Genomic DNA, 15,727 nt, shown 5'->3' on the forward strand with positions numbered 1-15,727 from the left:
TCGCCAAAAGGAATGATGTTTACTTCATTAGTCAGATGCTATTGAGTGAGGTAGAATACACAGATCATTCTTCTTTGCTGATAATCAATGATTTGCCTCATCAGGTAAGCGTTGAAATAATGACTATTTTTAGCAAAGAACCAAGTATGTCCATGATTGGCATATTTTTATCTATCAGCCAGGGATGAGCCGTATTGGTGATATTGAGCTGAGCGAGGTTATCTTGACTGCGTTACAACAAGCTGTTGAATTACTGGTTGTTAAAATTAAACAAGCATCAGTAACAACACAACGATTACTAGTGAAACTAGAATTACCTGCAAATACTGATTTAATTGATTGGATGGATGCACAACCTTTATTTCCAAAATTTTACTGGCAATCCCGAGATTGTCGTGAGGAAGTAGTGGCATTAGGGCAAATCCAAACGTTTACTGATCCATTAACGGCTGAAAAAGTCATTAGTGATGAGCAGCGCGTATGGGGCGGACGCTCGTTTGATGGTCGCACCGATCGTAATCGCCGTTGTCTATCCTCTTTTTTCTTTTTGCCGCTACTTGAAATCATTCGTTTTGATGGTGAATGGCACCTTGCTGCGAACATGAGTGATGATAAGTCATTGATGTTAACTATGTTGAAAAAAATAGCGACCAAACCTGAAGTGGTGACGGATATTGATAGCCGTATTTTAAGCCGCAGCTATAGTCCTGATTTTGCGGGCTGGTCAACGATGATTGAACAAGCATTAACCGGCATTGCTAATGATGAGTTTGAAAAAGTAGTGCTAGCTCGACGGACAACGTTACAACTTGATCATCCAGTATTACCAGCACAATTACTCAAAGCAAGTCGTGCAAGTAACAGCAATAGCTTTCATTTTTTGATGGCATTAGATGCTGAACATTGCTTTGTTGGTTCAACGCCTGAACGGTTATTTCAGCGCCATGATCGCGTTTTACAAACAGAAGCGCTTGCGGGCACGATTGGCCGTGGAGTCGATAGCCACGAAGACCAACAGTTGGCTCAATGGCTATTAGCTGATACTAAAAATCGTTATGAAAATCGTTTAGTTGTTGATGATATTGTTGAACGTTTAGTGCCGCAATGTGAATCTATGAATGTCGCTCCAGCGCCTGAATTAGTGCAATTGCGTAAAGTGCAGCATTTGAAACGTAGCATTGATGGTCAACTTAATAATGATGTGTTTAGTGCTAATTTGCTTGATAGTTTACAGCCAACGGCAGCTATTGCCGGTTTACCCCGCGATGCAGCGTTAAACTTTATTGCTGATCATGAACCTTTTGCGCGTGGTTGGTATAGTGGTGCCGTCGGTTATATTGGTCAAAAACACAGTGAATTCTGTGTGGCAATTCGTAGTGCCATGATTAGCGGTGATGATTTACATTTATTTGCTGGCGCAGGTATTGTGCCGGGATCGGTTGCTGATAGTGAATGGAAAGAGCTTGATCGCAAAACATCAACCTTGTGTAGTTTGTTTGAGCAGCCTAGTTTTGATAATGATAAAGTTATGAATAATAGGGGATACAAAAGCGCATGATGCTGCCATCATTAACAACTAGCCAATCCTACCGTGCTGCATTGAATGGCTGCTGGGCAAGTTTAATGCTTGAAGAGTTAGTGAGACTGGGGGTTCAGCATGTATGTATTGCGCCAGGCTCTCGTTCTACACCATTGACTTTGGCTGCAGCAAAATTAGCTCAACTCACTATTCATACACATTTTGATGAACGCGGGCTAGGTTTTTTAGCATTAGGGATAGCTAAAGCATCCCAATCTCCAGTTGCCGTTATCGTGACCTCTGGTACGGCTGTTGCGAATTTATTACCTGCGGTGGCAGAAACAGGGCTCACTGGTGAGAAGCTGGTGTTATTAACCTCTGATCGCCCTGCAGAATTGATTCAATGTGGTGCCAACCAAGCGATTCGACAACATGGCATTTTTTCTGATCATGTTAGCCACTTTTTAGATATACCGAGCCCAAGTTTAGACATTAGCCCGAATTGGTTATTGTGTGCTGTTGATGATGTGATGCAGCAACAGCAACTTCGTGGTGGTTCGGTTCATTTTAATTGTCATTATCCTGAGCCGTTATATGGCGATGATGTTGATTTTAGCGATTATTTGATGCCTATTATGCAGTGGCAACAGGATCATAGTCCGTATTGTCAGCATCAAGCTTTACTTTCTGCAACTACCGCCGATATTAACCATTCGCAGTGGCAAGCGTTATGTGCGCAAAAAGGGGTGATTGTTGCTGGTCGACTCGCCGCAAATGAGCTCAATGCCGTGCGACAATTAGCGACTGGGTTAGGCTGGCCATTGCTGGTGGATCCGCAAGCGGGTGGCAGTAGTGACTATGCAGGTTTTGACGGTTGGTTACAAAATAGTGCCTGTCAGCAGTATCTTCAACAAGCACAAGTCTTATTGCAATTTGGTGGCCGTATAGTTTCCAAACGTTTATTACACTTAATTAGCAATCAGACATGGCAGTTTTTTTTATTGGTAGACCCACTCGCTGGTCGATTAGATCCTAATCACCGTCGGAGTCAACGTATTCAAGCAAATATTGCATTGTGGGCACAAACCGCACTGACATTAACACTTGATTCTCCTCATTCACAATGGGCACAACCATTGACTGAGGCTTCAGGGCGTTATTTTAAAATTGTGATGAGTCACAGTAGACATTTTTCTGAGCTAGGTTTAGCTGCGCATGTCATGAATTGGATTGCACCCCAAACTGAATTGTTTTTGGGCAATAGCATGATTGTTCGCTTATTAGATATGTGCGCTAAATTACCACCAACAGCGACATTTGCTAATCGTGGTGCATCTGGTATCGATGGCTTAATCGCGACAATGGCGGGTGTGCAACGAGCTCGAAAAGCACCTTTAGTGTGCTTAATTGGTGATACCTCGTTACTTTATGACCTCAATTCATTGGCATTATTAAAGCAACAACAATATCCGCTGGTTATTATTGTAACGAATAATGATGGTGGCGGTATTTTTGATATGTTGCCAGTTCCTGCTCAGCAAAAAGATGATTTCTATCGTATGCCTCATGGTTTTGAATTTAGTCATGCTGCAGCAATGTTTGGGTTAAATTATTGTGCACCAACATCATTGATGGCGGCTGAAACTGCAATTCGTGACGGTCAACTTGAGGTTGGTACCACATTAGTTGAGATCAAAACGCCAGCGGGTGAAGCAGGTGAAATGCTTAAAGTGTTATTTGCTGAGGTAGAGCATGCTACTTTATTCTGAAACCTTTGGCGTTAAAACTAACGCTTCTCAGCCGACACTGGTTTTTCTACATGGGTTACTAGGTAATGGTCGTGATTGGCGTTATGTGATTAGTCAATTAGCAGCCACTCAACAATGTATTACTATTGATTTACCTGGCCACGGTTTGAGTGCTTTTGTTAATGCTGAAATGACAACTGAGGCCATTGATGGTGGTTTTGAGGCTATTCATCAAGCGCTGGTTGCAACATTAAAGCAGCGTGGGGTGGGTGATTATGTGCTGATTGGCTATTCAATGGGCGCACGGTTGGCTATGTATCATGCTTGTGCATTGGCAAATCACTCAATATCATCAGTTAATTCACCACGATTAATTAAAGTGTTACTTGAAGGCGGCCATTTTGGGTTGCCTGTTGCTGAACGTGAATCCCGTTATCAGCATGATCAACGCTGGGCAGCTCGCTTTGCGCAACAGCCATTAGCTGAGGTACTACAAGACTGGTATCAACAACCTGTTTTTAGTTCATTGACGGTGGCGCAACGACAAGCATTAGTGGTGAAGCGGAGTGATAATTTAGGTTCTGGTATTGCACAAATGATGTTAGCAACTTCACTTGCTAAACAGCCACAGTTATTGCCTCAATTACAGCAGCTTTCTTTACCCATACATTATCTATGTGGTGAGCGTGATACGAAGTTTTGTCAATTAGCATCGGTTTGTGAGTTAAGTGTTACTGTTATAGATAATGCTGGTCATAATATTCATATTGAACAACCTATTGCTTTTACAACGGCGTTATTAGCGTTTCTTGATAACTAATGTCGTCGCAAAGTGATAGAGAATTATAAGGGAAATGTAATGCGTAGCGCTAAGTTATTTCAATACCAACTTCCAATGGATTCTGGGGTTATTTTACGTGATCAACGCTTGGTTACGCGCGAAGGTTGGGTGATTGAGTTATGTCAAGATCAACAACGGGCTTATGGTGAAATTGCGCCATTACCTGAATTTAGTATTGAGACGGCCGCAGAGGCGGGAGCGCAAGCACAACAGTTACTTTCACAATGGGTTGCGGGTGAAGCGCTTGAGCTTGATACTGCATTTCCATCCGTAGCTTTTGGTATTAGTTGTGCAATGGCGGAGTTAGCGGCTGAGCTTCCCGTTACTGGTAATTATTTGGTTGCGCCATTATGTTCAGGGGATCCTGATGATTTGGTAGTACGTTTGAACCAAATGCCTGGTGATAAAGTCGCTAAGATTAAAGTCGGAATGTATGAAGCTGTACGTGATGGCATTGTTGCTAATATGCTTCTTGAAGCTATTCCCGATATGCGATTACGACTAGATGCTAATCGCCAATGGACGCTATTAAAAGCGCAACAATTTGCTAAATATGTTAAACCTGAACACCGCAGTAGTATTGCTTTTTTAGAAGAACCTTGTCGTGAGCCTAGTGATAGTTTGGCATTTGCACAACAAACTGGAATTAATATTGCTTGGGATGAAACAGTACGTGATGCTGGGTTTGAAGTAAAAGCAGAGCCAGGTGTTGCAGCTATTATTATTAAACCGACGTTGATAGGTTCGCTTGATCGTTGTATTTCATTGATCGAGCAAGCACATGCTGCCGGATTAATTGCTGTAATTAGCTCAAGTATTGAATCAAGTTTGGGTTTAAATCAGTTGGCACGTTTAGCGCAATGGCAAACCCCAAATGTGATCCCTGGGTTAGATACAATGCAATTATTTCAAGTTCAATTAATGCAGTCATGGCCGGGCTGTGAACTGCCGGTGATCCCTTTATCTGAATTAGACGTAGTATGGCACAAATAAAAGCAGCATTTCAGATGTGGCCTTGGCAATATTGGGCCGAACAACGACCTACAGAGGTTGCGATTGCATTAGGTGATGTAAACGCAGACGCTGTGTCGTGGAATTGGATTGAAGTTACAGCGAATATTGAAAAGTATGCGCAACGGTTAGTTGCTCAAGGTGTAAAGCGCGATCAATTAGTTGCAGTCGTTGCACCCAATAGTATTGATGTATTATGGCTGTTACTGGCAATAATTCGGGTTGGCGCGCGTTATGTGGGCCTTAATCCTAAATTGCCCTCTAAAGCACTTACGGAGCAATTAGCACTATTAGGTAATGATTATCTTTGGTGCTCAAGTGCGGAGCTTGCTGAGCAGTTACCAGGGAAAGAGATCTCATTAATGATGGATACGACGTCTAATCGTCTTATTCCTGTTATGTGGCAAGAGCATCGTCCGGTTACGCTGACATTAACATCGGGTTCGACGGGCGCTCCTAAAGCTGTGGTACATCATGCGCAGTCACATTTAGCTAGTGCGAGTGGATTATTAAAACAAATGACATTTACCGCTGATGACAGCTGGTTACTGTCATTACCGTTATTCCATATTTCAGGCTTAGCCATTGTTTGGCGGTGGTTATACCGTGGTGCAAGAATTGTCGTGGTTGAGCCAGAATTGCAACAACAAGCCTTGCAATGGGTCAGTCATGCGTCATTAGTGCCGACACAGCTACAACGTTTTCTTGATTCTGAATATGCACAGCAACATCAACTACAGCAGGTATTATTAGGTGGCGCGACGATTCCAGTCAGTTTAACTACGGCAGCTGAACAAGTCGGTATTGAATGTTGGAGTGGCTATGGGATGACAGAAATGGCGTCGACGATAACGGCTAAACGCGCGAATAGTAGTCCTGGTGTCGGTACCGTTTTACCTTACCGCAAGCTTATTTTACGTGATGGTGAAATTTGGGTGAGTGGTAAAGTGTTATGTTTGGGGTATTACCGTAATCGTACTATTTTCTCCTTAGTAGGATGTAATGACGACGATGAGTGGTTTGCAACCAAAGATTTAGGTGAGTGGCATGATGACGAATTATTTATTCGTGGTCGAGCTGATAATATGTTTATTTCTGGTGGTGAGAATGTACAGCCAGAAGATATTGAACAGGTATTATTACAGCACCCTGCGGTTAACCAAGTGATTGTGTTACCGGTTGCTGATCATGATTTTGGTGCTAGACCGGTGGCGATATTAACAACTGCTCAACCGTTAGATAATTATTTGATTGATCAATTAGTCACTTATATATCGCAAAACGTGGCACCTTATAAGCGTCCAATTCGCTATGTTGAATTACCTGAGAGCTTTACGCAAAGTGTGAAAATTTCACGCACAGAGTTAGCGCAGTGGTTAGCGACACAAGCATAAAAGCAATGCTAATATTAATAAAAAGGCGAAGCATAATAGCTTCGCCTTTTTATTATCGGTTAAATCCCATCGAGCAGTTTATATGACATTATCACTAGCGCTGGTCACCACGTAATGTCATCACTTGTTGGCGCAGTAATTGACTATTGGTTTCCTCTGAAGGTACGCAATTACCCGCAACGATAGTTACTTTAGACCAAAAACGAGTAGGGCATTTAAGTAAAGCATGTCCACCTGCACGACTAAAATAACTGCCCCATAAGCCTTGTAAAGCCACTGGAATAACCTGAACGTTTGAGCGTTTAATAATTAAATCAATACCGCGCATAAAGGGAGCAATTTCACCATCTTGAGTCAGGTGACCTTCAGGGAAAACACACACAATATCGCCATTTTCTAAATACGTTGCCACTTGAGCAAATGCTGTTCGTACTGATTTACGATCATTGGCATCGACAGGTATTGCTTTGCAAGCACGACAAAATGCATTGATAACGGGGAGATTGTAAATATCTTTATCCATTAAAAATCGAATTGGGCGGGGGCAAGCACCTGCTAATAATAGTGCATCCATATAACTAACATGATTACACACTAATAACGTTCCGCCACGTTGAGGCAGATTATTGAGGTTTTTATGACGGACACGATACATGGTGTGAGTCACAATCCACACTACAAACCGCCAAAAAAAGTCAGGAGCTTGGAAATAGATATAAACTAAGACAAGTCCGTTTAATCCTGCTAGTAATAAGAAAAATTGTGGAATAGATAACTGTAATAAAGATAAGCAAACTATTGCTGCAATGGCACTCATCACCATAAAGACCGCATTCCAAATATTATTGGCGGCTATAATTTGAGCGCGTTGATCTTCTTTGGCGCGTTGCTGCATAAGGGTATATAGCGGCACAATGAAAATACCACCGGCCACACCAAGCAATAATAATGAAATAAAGACCGGCCATAATGACGGTTGGGCAATGAATGTTATTATTGAGTTGCTGACGGGAATCACATCGGGTGTCATAACGTATAACCCCAAACCGAAAAAACTGATCCCAAAACAACCAATCGGTACAATCCCTGGATCAACTCGGTGCTGTGATAGACGGTCACATAGCATTGATCCAATAGCAATGCCGATAGAGAACAAGGTTAATAAAAAAGAGACAGATGATGCTTGGCCGCCTAAATTGGTGCGCGCAAAATTTGGAAATTGGGTTAAGTAACAAGCGCCAAGGAACCAAAACCAACTAATACCAAGAATACATTGGAAGATGATTTTATCTTGTTGAGCTATTTTCATGGTATGGCGTGTTTGCTGCCATGGACGCCAATGAAATTTAAGGTGCGGTTGGCTTGGTGGTGCCGCTGGAATAGCTAGCGATGCGAGATAGCCTAAAATGGCAAAGATAATGACACTAATGGCGGCAATATAACGCCCATTGTCACTATTAGCGATCACGCCAGCGATAATTGTACCTAGCAAAATGGCAAGGAATGTGCCTGTTTCAACCAGTGCATTACCAGAGACTAATTCGCTTTTTTTAAGGTGTTGCGGTAATAAAGCATATTTAGCAGGCCCAAAGAAAGCAGATTGAGTGCCCATTAGAAACAGTAAAAACAGTAATGATAAATAGCTTTGGTAAATAAAGGCGATGGCCGCACAAGACATGATAATGACTTCTGCCAGCTTAACCATACGCATGATTTTAGCTTTATCATAAATATCAGCAAGAATACCGGCAGAGGCTGAAAATAAGAAAAACGGAAGGATAAATAATCCTGCTGCTAAATTAATTAATAAATCGGCGTTAAGTGGAAGCGTATGTACTGAGGCATAAGCAATAAAAATAAGTAGAATATTCTTATAAACATTATCGTTAAATGCCCCTAAGGCCTGTGTAAGAAAATAAGGTAAAAACCGACGTTTAGTTAACAGGCTTGATTGAGACTTAGGGGACATTCTGTTGTTCTCGTTAAATTACTTGTGCCATGAATTTAAGTAGGTATCTAATAAATTATTGATCAATGCTTTTCCGTCAACTGGAGCAGAGGTGAACAATTTATCATCCACTGTTAGTAAGGTAATACCGTGTACACCAGCCCAAATAACGCGGCTTGCTTCAAGTACTTGCTCACCACTCATATCACTATTAATTTGACCAATTAATGCTTCTAGCATGCCTGTCATATTATCAATACGATCTGTTTGCCATTCAGGAAGATCTTCACCATTCATTGTATGTTGGAAAATTAACTGCCAACGGTAAGGATGCGCTGTTGCAAAATCAAGATAGCAGAAAGCAAGATTACGCAATGCTTGTTGTGAGGACGTTGAATCACGGACACAAAGTTCAGCTTGTTGGAATAATTCATCTAGTGTTTGAGCAACGGCATGAAGGAGTAATAGATTATAGTTACCGAACACATTAACTAAAGTACTTGGTACATAGCCAATCATCGCTGCGACTTTACGTAAGCTCAGTTCATGATGTGGGTGCTCATCGAGAAAGTTTTTCACTTGCTCAAGAGTCATATTTACCAATTCTTCGCGGGTGTGGTCATTTCTTCTTGCCATGGAGTTATACTCTTTAAATATGTTTGCAATTGTCGTAATTAGCCTAGCTGTAGGCCGCTTTTTTAATTATTTTAATAATTCTCATCCATGAGGCATTATGCGTAACATAAATCAGACATAATACGAATCCATAAATTGATATGTTAAGCGTTTCGTTTCTTGGTATTTTCTAATGATACTTGATCATTTAGCGTCCAAAAATCAATAAGAATACCGATGAGGAAGAAACCACACGTACATAAGTAAAGGATACCGGTGAGCCATTTCCCCATATACATGCGGTGAACACCAAATATTCCAAGGAAAGTCAGTAATAGCCATGCAATGTTGTAATCGATTTCACCGCTAGCGAAACGTAAATCAGATTCACGGTTCATTGATGGGATTAAAAATAAATCGATTAACCAGCCGATGCCGAGTAAACCTAACGTTAAAAACCAGATTGTGCCTGTGACAGGTTTACCATAATAAAAACGGTGAGCACCGGTAAAACCAAAAATCCACAATAGATAACCCACAAATTTACTATGTGTATTGTTCTCTTGCATAGATATCTCCATTGAGAAATATGATAATAATCAAGGAAAGTCCCGTCTTTGAGCCGGTATTGTTCACTTTCGTTGATGACATAAAAAACAGTATATAATAATAAACGTTTACTGCGGATAATATATGGAATGATCTGATAATTTTCACCTTTTAGGTTGTATTAGTTCAATTTATTACACATAAGCATGCATATTAAAGCTATTTATGTTTAATTATATAGAGAATCACAATTGTTAATGTCTATATTGTTAGTGTTAGATGTATGATTATTAGGCTTTTAATTTGTTATATTAGATAATTACAACAATGTTAAACGTTAGTAACAATTTTGATGGGTGATTAAATTGACATTCTGTAGCGAATAGCTACGATGCTTAGAGTTAATGACAAAGGTATATCTATTATCATGAAACGCTTTTTTACCGTATTTGCTCTTATTGTGGCGGTGTCGTTTACAGCACCACATGCAGAAGCAAAAAAATTCGGTGGTGGTAAGTCGTTTGGTAAAAGCTTTAAAACCGCTCCGGTTCGTAAGCAGCAACCACAACAGACTGATACTATCCGTAAACAAAATCCTACCGCAGCGTCATCAGCGAAAAAAGGCCTAATGGGTGGTTTGTTAGGTGGTCTTCTTGCTGGTGGTCTGTTAGCTGCTTTCTTTGGTGGTGCATTTGATGGTATCCAATTTATGGATATTCTTATCATCGGTATCATTGCCTTTGTATTGTTTAAGCTATTTAAAGCAATGCGTGCTAATAAAGGTACTCCTATGGGGCACCGTGAGTCTTATGCGGGCAATTCCCCTCGTCAGTCTCAGCAACAACAACAGCAACAACAGCAACAACAGTTTCGTCAAGGAGCAGCACAACAGCAGCAATCGTCTGGTTATGAATCAACAGACAGTGATGTGCCGTTTAACCTGCCGCCAAACTTTAATATGAATGCATTTTTAAATGGTTCTCGTGATCATTACCGTGTTATTCAAGGCGCTTGGAATCATAACGAATTGGAAAAAATTCGTGAGTATGTGTCTCCAGCGTTGATGGCTGATTTAACTGCTGAGCGTGCAAAACTGACAGGTGAACAGCATACTGAAGTAATGTATGTTGATGCTGAGCTAGTACGTGCAGATTATGACGCTAATATGGCGCAACTAAGCATTAAGTTTAGTGGCCGTTATAAAGACAGTGCTGAAGGTGTGGAAGAAGACATTAATGATGTATGGCATTTAGAGCGTGATTTACGTAAACCTAATGCACCATGGTTAATTGTTGGTATTCAAGCATAATCGCGATAAATCGCAGTCAAAAAAGCCGCTAATAGCAAAAGATTTCATATTATGTGAACTCTTTTCTAAGCGGCTTTTTTATATCTCTCAATAGCTTGGGTTGTTTTTTATACAGTTTTGAAACTGAATGACTGATAGATGTTCAAATTTTTGACACAGATCTCACCCTGATAGAGAAAGATCTTCAGATATTGATCTCTGCACCTAGTTTTCTTACCAACAAACGCTAATATTAAGAATAGATTATTTATCCCGCTGGGATTTTCCATGAAAGAGGTGACTATGCTGTACACTCCCGATATCGTTGATGAAATGAATCTACTGGTAAAATTCCCTATGCATAGCAATATGGAAGGCATTAAGGTTCATAGCGATGCAAGTCCTGCTGTTATCTCTGCAGCGCAACGTTTGTATGCGAAAGGATTAGTGACTGAAGAGGATGGAGGATACTTGACATATTCTGGCCATCAAGTTGTAGAAAATGCTAAAAGTGCATTACGTATCCTTACTGGCGCAGTTAAAGAATAGTTCTATTCTCCAGTAAACGAACGGCAATAACGGTTATGTTATTTGCTCAAGTTCGGTAATAATTGTTAAGGCTTGCTCATTGGTATTACCACAAATATCAGAGCAAGCTTTAAAATTGTGGCATACAGCAGGGCGCTCTGGCTTACCAAATAATTGGCAGAGATTGTTTTCATTTAGTTGAATACAACGAACACCTGCAGGCTTACCGTTAACCATTCCTGGAATGGATGATGATATACTTGGGGCAATACAACATGCTCCACAACCTAAACGACATTCCATCACTCTTCTCTCTTTCTGCTTTGTAAATCGGTTGCGCAAATTACCATTGTTAATCCTAAAAGCCAAATTTAGTTATCGACTTTATTTGTCGTGATCATTTACAGATCGGCTCTTTATTTCTACGCTAAATGATAATGGCTATTATTTCTGTCGATATTAACGATTAATAGGTATTTTTAATTTGCAGTTTACCGTATTGATCGCTATAAAAACCGCCTGCTTTATTTTTTGATAAGCTCATTCATTATTGTGGCGTATTGAGCGACACAAATAACAATACTGGTGTAAGTATCATGACCCATTTTTGGCAACAGAAAGACTTAACGACAATGACAGATCAAGAGTGGGAATCACTTTGTGATGGCTGTGGAAAATGTTGTCTACATAAGTTAATTGATGATGATACTGACGATATCTATTACACCAATGTCGCTTGTAGCTTACTCGATAACCAAACATGTTCATGTAAAGATTATCCTAATCGATTTGAGTCTGGTGAAGAGTGTCTTAAGCTGACTCGTGAGCGAATTGAAGAGTTTGCATGGTTACCTGAAACATGTGCTTACCGTTTACTTGCGGAAGGTAAACCGTTACCTGAGTGGCATCCTTTGCTCACCGGCTCTAAAGAGGCTATGCACAAAGCGGATGAATCAGTACGTAATAAGATTGTGTATGAAATCGATGTGATTGATTGGGAAGATCATATTTTAAATCATCCTAATCGTATCAGTGAATAATAACGATTAACTTGTGGTCGTTGAATAAATAGCGCCTCCGTTACGAAACGGAGGCGCTTTTTTTATAACCAGTAACACGTTATAAGATAAAACGTTCACCCTGAACCGGGAAATGGAATGTCACCCCAAAGGTATTTCCTGCATTAAGTTGCTGCTTAATAATCGATTGTGGATCGATATTTTTAAGTAAGCTGTATTTTATATGGGTGATAACAATAGGTAGTCCAGTTAAACTTCCCTTACCGCCAGCTTTATATTCAAGTACAGCTAATTCCTCTAATAATAATTTAGGCGTTAAATGGCCATATAATGAGCGTTCAGGCACTTTATTGGTGAAGGACGTTTCAATCATGATCCCTTTTAATTGTTTGTTTTTAATATAAGGTGCCAATGTCGACCATAAACTATTTAGATGATCGCTTTGCTCAACGCTGTCAGCACCAGTATCACCAAGATAGACCATCACTTGTTTATGATTATTCTTAATAAGAAATGCCGAGGATTCAATACCAGCATGGCTTAATGGTAGTGCTTTAGCGTGTAAATAAGTGTCTTTAATTGGCAGCCACTTTTGAGCCGATAAATCACGATATTGGTATTTACCTAATTGATAACCTTGGCCACGGTTACCAAAGTTAGGCCAAGCTTGCCAATTAAAATAAGTCTCGGTAATGGTTCCATTGACTGACGGTAAACCATAGATATATTTACGGCTATCATCCGGTGAGGTAATGATCATTCCAGCGAGATGATCTAGGTGTGCGTGACTGATTAAATAACCTTTAATTTTCTCACGTAGCACATAACCAACTTTAGTATAAGGCGAGTCTTTGGGGAGTTTAATGTCTTTAAAAGCTTGCTTTTCATCGGCCACAATAAGGCCATTAACCACGGTTCCTGCATCAAGGGTGACATAATTAGTGTCATGAGTGTCTTTGATAAGAAATGCGGTTAAATTACCATCCTGAATGCCTCCCTTACTGCCTAAAGTGATAACATCAAATCCAGCCTGCGCATAAGCTGAAAAAGAGCATAGTAAGACTAAAAGACTTTTTTTGAACATTCTATTTTCCCTATAGAAATAACAGCAACAGTGTTCATATTTGATTGTTTTGCTGAATAATACGACGTTATAACGGATTGTTGCGCTAGAGAATACGTATAATTGTAAAAAAATGTTATTTGTGGGCAATCGGAATAAAAACGGACCTTATAGCTATATATGATCCGATATTATTCTATTTCTAGGGAGGCTATTCGTCTTGATTATGGACGAGTAAATGTATCGCAGACACTAGGGTTACCTGTTTTAAATCCTTTTTGAAACCATGCGATACGCTGCTGTGAACTACCATGAGTAAACGCATCCGGTTGGACTGCTTTACCTGCGAGTTTTTGCAACCTGTCATCACCGACAGCACTGGCGGCATTAATTCCTTCTTCAATATCGCCAGCCTCAAGCATGCCTTGCTGATTCACATAATAGCCCCATACGCCGGCGTAACAGTCAGCTTGAAGTTCCAAGTTTACACTGAGTTTATTGGCGGTGATCTCATCGCTACGCTGTTGTAGTTGATGAACTTTATCACTGGTTCCAAGTAGTTTTTGAACATGGTGGCCAACTTCATGGGCAATGACATATGCAAATGCAAAATCACCCGATGCGCCTAATTTGTTTAGTTCGTTAATAAAGCCCAGATCAAGATAGATTTTTTGATCTGCGGGGCAATAAAAAGGTCCCGACTGAGCTGATCCTGTGCCACAACCGGTGCGAGTAATATCGTTATATAATACTAATGTTGGCGGTTGGTATTTTCCCGCTAGTTGTTTATCCCATACACTTTCTGTTGAGCCAAGAATAGCGGCTACAAATTGTTTATTCTCATCATTGAGTTGTAATGGCGCTTTTGTGGGGGTGTGTGATTGCTGGATTCCGAGTGAGGTGCCGCCGCCAGTAAAATATTGGTAGGCAAAGAATAATCCACCAACCACTAAGATAATTCGACCTATTTTACTGCGCATCAGTAATGGAACTAAGCGTAATAATCCTGCAATGGGGGGTCCTGCTTGAGTCGGGCTATCGCCGCGTCGATCTTCAATATTTGAGCTTTGGCGAGAGTTCTTCCAACGCATTATCAATCCTTCATTATTGGTAGCCGATGATTCAATAATGGCTCAAAATTTGGGACGCGTGGGATCTTTTTCTTCAACGAGGAGTATTGGAGTGTGCGGTTGTGATAAATTTATCTCCCCTCGTACTATAACCAGTAAAGGGGAGGGAAGAGATATTACAATTGTTGTTGGGCTTGTTCTAAGCGCTCAATAATAGGTGCGGCTTTATTGAGACAGCGAATATCAGTAAAGAGCATTTTAGCCTGTGGGTACTGATGACGCAGGTAAGCAAACCATTGTTTAACCCGATTAGGATAATATAAGCCTTTATCACCTTTAATTTCGAATTGAGAATAGGTAAGTAGCAGTGCTAATACTTGCTCCCAAGTCATTGGATCTTGGTTATGTTTTACTACATTACCTAAGTTGGGTAAGTTCAATGCGCCACGACAAACCATTAACGCATCAGTATTCGTTGCTGCTAAGCAGGCTTGGCCATCAGCATGGTTCCAAACCTCACCATTGGCAATAATTGGCAATTTAACATGCTGGCGAAGCTGGCGAATGTAATCCCATTTTATGGTCTCGGCTTTATAGCCATCATCTTTAGTCCGCGCATGGATCACCATTTCGTCAGCACCCGCTTGAGCAATGGCATCTGCAATTTCAAAACACTGTTGTGGGTCATCCCAGCCTAAGCGTACTTTTGCCGTTACAGGTTTAGTCGGATTGACAGCTTCCCGTGTTGCTTTAACAATTTGATAGATTAATTTAGGCTCTTTGAGCAATACCGCGCCACCGCGACTTTTATTAACTGCTTTGGCTGGACAACCAAAGTTAATATCGATGCCTGCTGAACCAAGATTACAAGCACGATGGGCATTTTCAGCCATCCATTGTGGATATTGACCTAGCAATTGCACACGAACGGGGGTACCTGAGCGTGTTTTACCGCCTTGGTGCAATTCAGGACATAAACGATAGAAAACACTATTAGGTAATAGGCTATCAATGATACGTACAAATTCAGTGACACAAAGATCATAGTCATTAATTTCGGTTAGCATCTCGCGCATTAGGTGATCTAATACGCCTTCCATCGGGCCTAAAATAACTCGCATAGGGGTGGTTGCT

General features: G+C 40.7%; 15 protein-coding genes. 8 read left to right on the forward strand and 7 right to left on the reverse strand.

The window, feature by feature from the left end; translation table 11 throughout:
• Positions 1-184 precede the first annotated feature (184 nt).
• From C0W29_RS06085 to menE, 5 genes are read left to right on the forward strand one after another with little or no spacing between them, the layout of a single operon-like run.
• On the forward strand, positions 185-1,558 hold the full coding sequence (locus C0W29_RS06085) for an isochorismate synthase (RefSeq protein ID WP_080888917.1): 1,374 nt from the start codon (positions 185-187) through the stop codon (positions 1,556-1,558).
• Positions 1,558-3,288 (forward strand): 2-succinyl-5-enolpyruvyl-6-hydroxy-3-cyclohexene-1-carboxylic-acid synthase, encoded by a 1,731-nt coding sequence (menD, locus tag C0W29_RS06090; protein ID WP_107174129.1) that lies wholly within the window; start codon positions 1,558-1,560, stop codon positions 3,286-3,288. Before C0W29_RS06085 ends, menD begins: the two co-directional genes overlap by 1 nt.
• On the forward strand, positions 3,272-4,087 hold the full coding sequence (gene menH, locus C0W29_RS06095; protein WP_045044917.1) for a 2-succinyl-6-hydroxy-2,4-cyclohexadiene-1-carboxylate synthase: 816 nt from the start codon (positions 3,272-3,274) through the stop codon (positions 4,085-4,087). The genes menD and menH overlap by 17 nt, the downstream gene beginning before the upstream one ends.
• Before the next feature lie 39 nt (positions 4,088-4,126).
• The gene (gene menC, locus C0W29_RS06100; RefSeq protein ID WP_045044916.1) at positions 4,127-5,101 is read left to right on the forward strand and encodes an o-succinylbenzoate synthase; all 975 of its coding nucleotides are present in this window, start codon (positions 4,127-4,129) and stop codon (positions 5,099-5,101) included.
• Positions 5,089-6,513, forward strand: a complete 1,425-nt coding sequence (menE, locus tag C0W29_RS06105) for an o-succinylbenzoate--CoA ligase (protein WP_045042792.1) — start codon at positions 5,089-5,091, stop codon at positions 6,511-6,513. The genes menC and menE overlap by 13 nt, the downstream gene beginning before the upstream one ends.
• A gap of 94 nt (positions 6,514-6,607) precedes the next feature.
• Here menE and C0W29_RS06110 read toward each other — a convergent pair whose 3' ends face one another.
• The 3 genes from C0W29_RS06110 to C0W29_RS06120 all read right to left on the reverse strand — a co-directional run bounded on the left by C0W29_RS06110 (position 6,608) and on the right by C0W29_RS06120 (position 9,645).
• Positions 6,608-8,482: an MFS transporter gene (locus C0W29_RS06110; protein ID WP_045044915.1), complete on the reverse strand. Its 1,875-nt coding sequence runs from the start codon at positions 8,480-8,482 to the stop codon at positions 6,608-6,610.
• Positions 8,483-8,500: 18 nt separating this feature from the next.
• Entirely contained in the window at positions 8,501-9,097 is a 597-nt protein-coding gene (locus tag C0W29_RS06115) for a TetR/AcrR family transcriptional regulator (protein WP_045042793.1), read from the reverse strand.
• A gap of 143 nt (positions 9,098-9,240) precedes the next feature.
• Entirely contained in the window at positions 9,241-9,645 is a 405-nt protein-coding gene (locus tag C0W29_RS06120; RefSeq protein ID WP_036793718.1) for an NINE protein, read from the reverse strand.
• Positions 9,646-10,052: 407 nt separating this feature from the next.
• Here C0W29_RS06120 and C0W29_RS06125 point away from each other — a divergent pair, with 407 nt between their 5' ends.
• Together C0W29_RS06125 and C0W29_RS06130 are read left to right on the forward strand one after the other, a co-directional pair.
• A complete protein-coding gene (locus C0W29_RS06125; protein WP_045044914.1) occupies positions 10,053-10,934 on the forward strand; it encodes a Tim44 domain-containing protein in 882 nt (293 codons plus the stop codon).
• Between the two features lie 282 nt (positions 10,935-11,216).
• The gene (locus C0W29_RS06130; protein WP_045042795.1) at positions 11,217-11,462 is read left to right on the forward strand and encodes a TIGR02647 family protein; all 246 of its coding nucleotides are present in this window, start codon (positions 11,217-11,219) and stop codon (positions 11,460-11,462) included.
• Positions 11,463-11,495: 33 nt separating this feature from the next.
• On the opposite strand, the gene C0W29_RS06135 is transcribed toward C0W29_RS06130, so the two are convergent.
• Complete coding sequence (locus tag C0W29_RS06135) at positions 11,496-11,744, reverse strand: YkgJ family cysteine cluster protein (protein ID WP_036793723.1); 249 nt, start codon at positions 11,742-11,744, stop codon at positions 11,496-11,498.
• Positions 11,745-12,037: 293 nt separating this feature from the next.
• Here C0W29_RS06135 and C0W29_RS06140 point away from each other — a divergent pair, with 293 nt between their 5' ends.
• Positions 12,038-12,481, forward strand: coding sequence for a YcgN family cysteine cluster protein (locus C0W29_RS06140; protein WP_080888916.1), 444 nt, complete (start codon positions 12,038-12,040; stop codon positions 12,479-12,481).
• 79 nt (positions 12,482-12,560) lie between these two features.
• On the opposite strand, the gene C0W29_RS06145 is transcribed toward C0W29_RS06140, so the two are convergent.
• From C0W29_RS06145 to dusC, 3 genes are all read right to left on the reverse strand, one after another.
• Positions 12,561-13,544, reverse strand: coding sequence for an MBL fold metallo-hydrolase (locus C0W29_RS06145; RefSeq protein WP_036793724.1), 984 nt, complete (start codon positions 13,542-13,544; stop codon positions 12,561-12,563).
• A 203-nt stretch (positions 13,545-13,747) separates the two neighbouring features.
• On the reverse strand, positions 13,748-14,614 hold the full coding sequence (gene ypfJ / locus C0W29_RS06150) for a KPN_02809 family neutral zinc metallopeptidase (RefSeq protein WP_045044913.1): 867 nt from the start codon (positions 14,612-14,614) through the stop codon (positions 13,748-13,750).
• Positions 14,615-14,769: 155 nt separating this feature from the next.
• Positions 14,770-15,714 carry a tRNA dihydrouridine(16) synthase DusC gene (gene dusC, locus C0W29_RS06155; protein WP_045044912.1) on the reverse strand — a complete coding sequence of 315 codons (945 nt, stop codon included), beginning with the start codon at positions 15,712-15,714 and terminating at the stop codon, positions 14,770-14,772.
• Positions 15,715-15,727 lie beyond the last annotated feature (13 nt).

Source organism: Photobacterium kishitanii (assembly GCF_003026355.1).
Lineage (GTDB): Bacteria > Pseudomonadota > Gammaproteobacteria > Enterobacterales > Vibrionaceae > Photobacterium > Photobacterium kishitanii.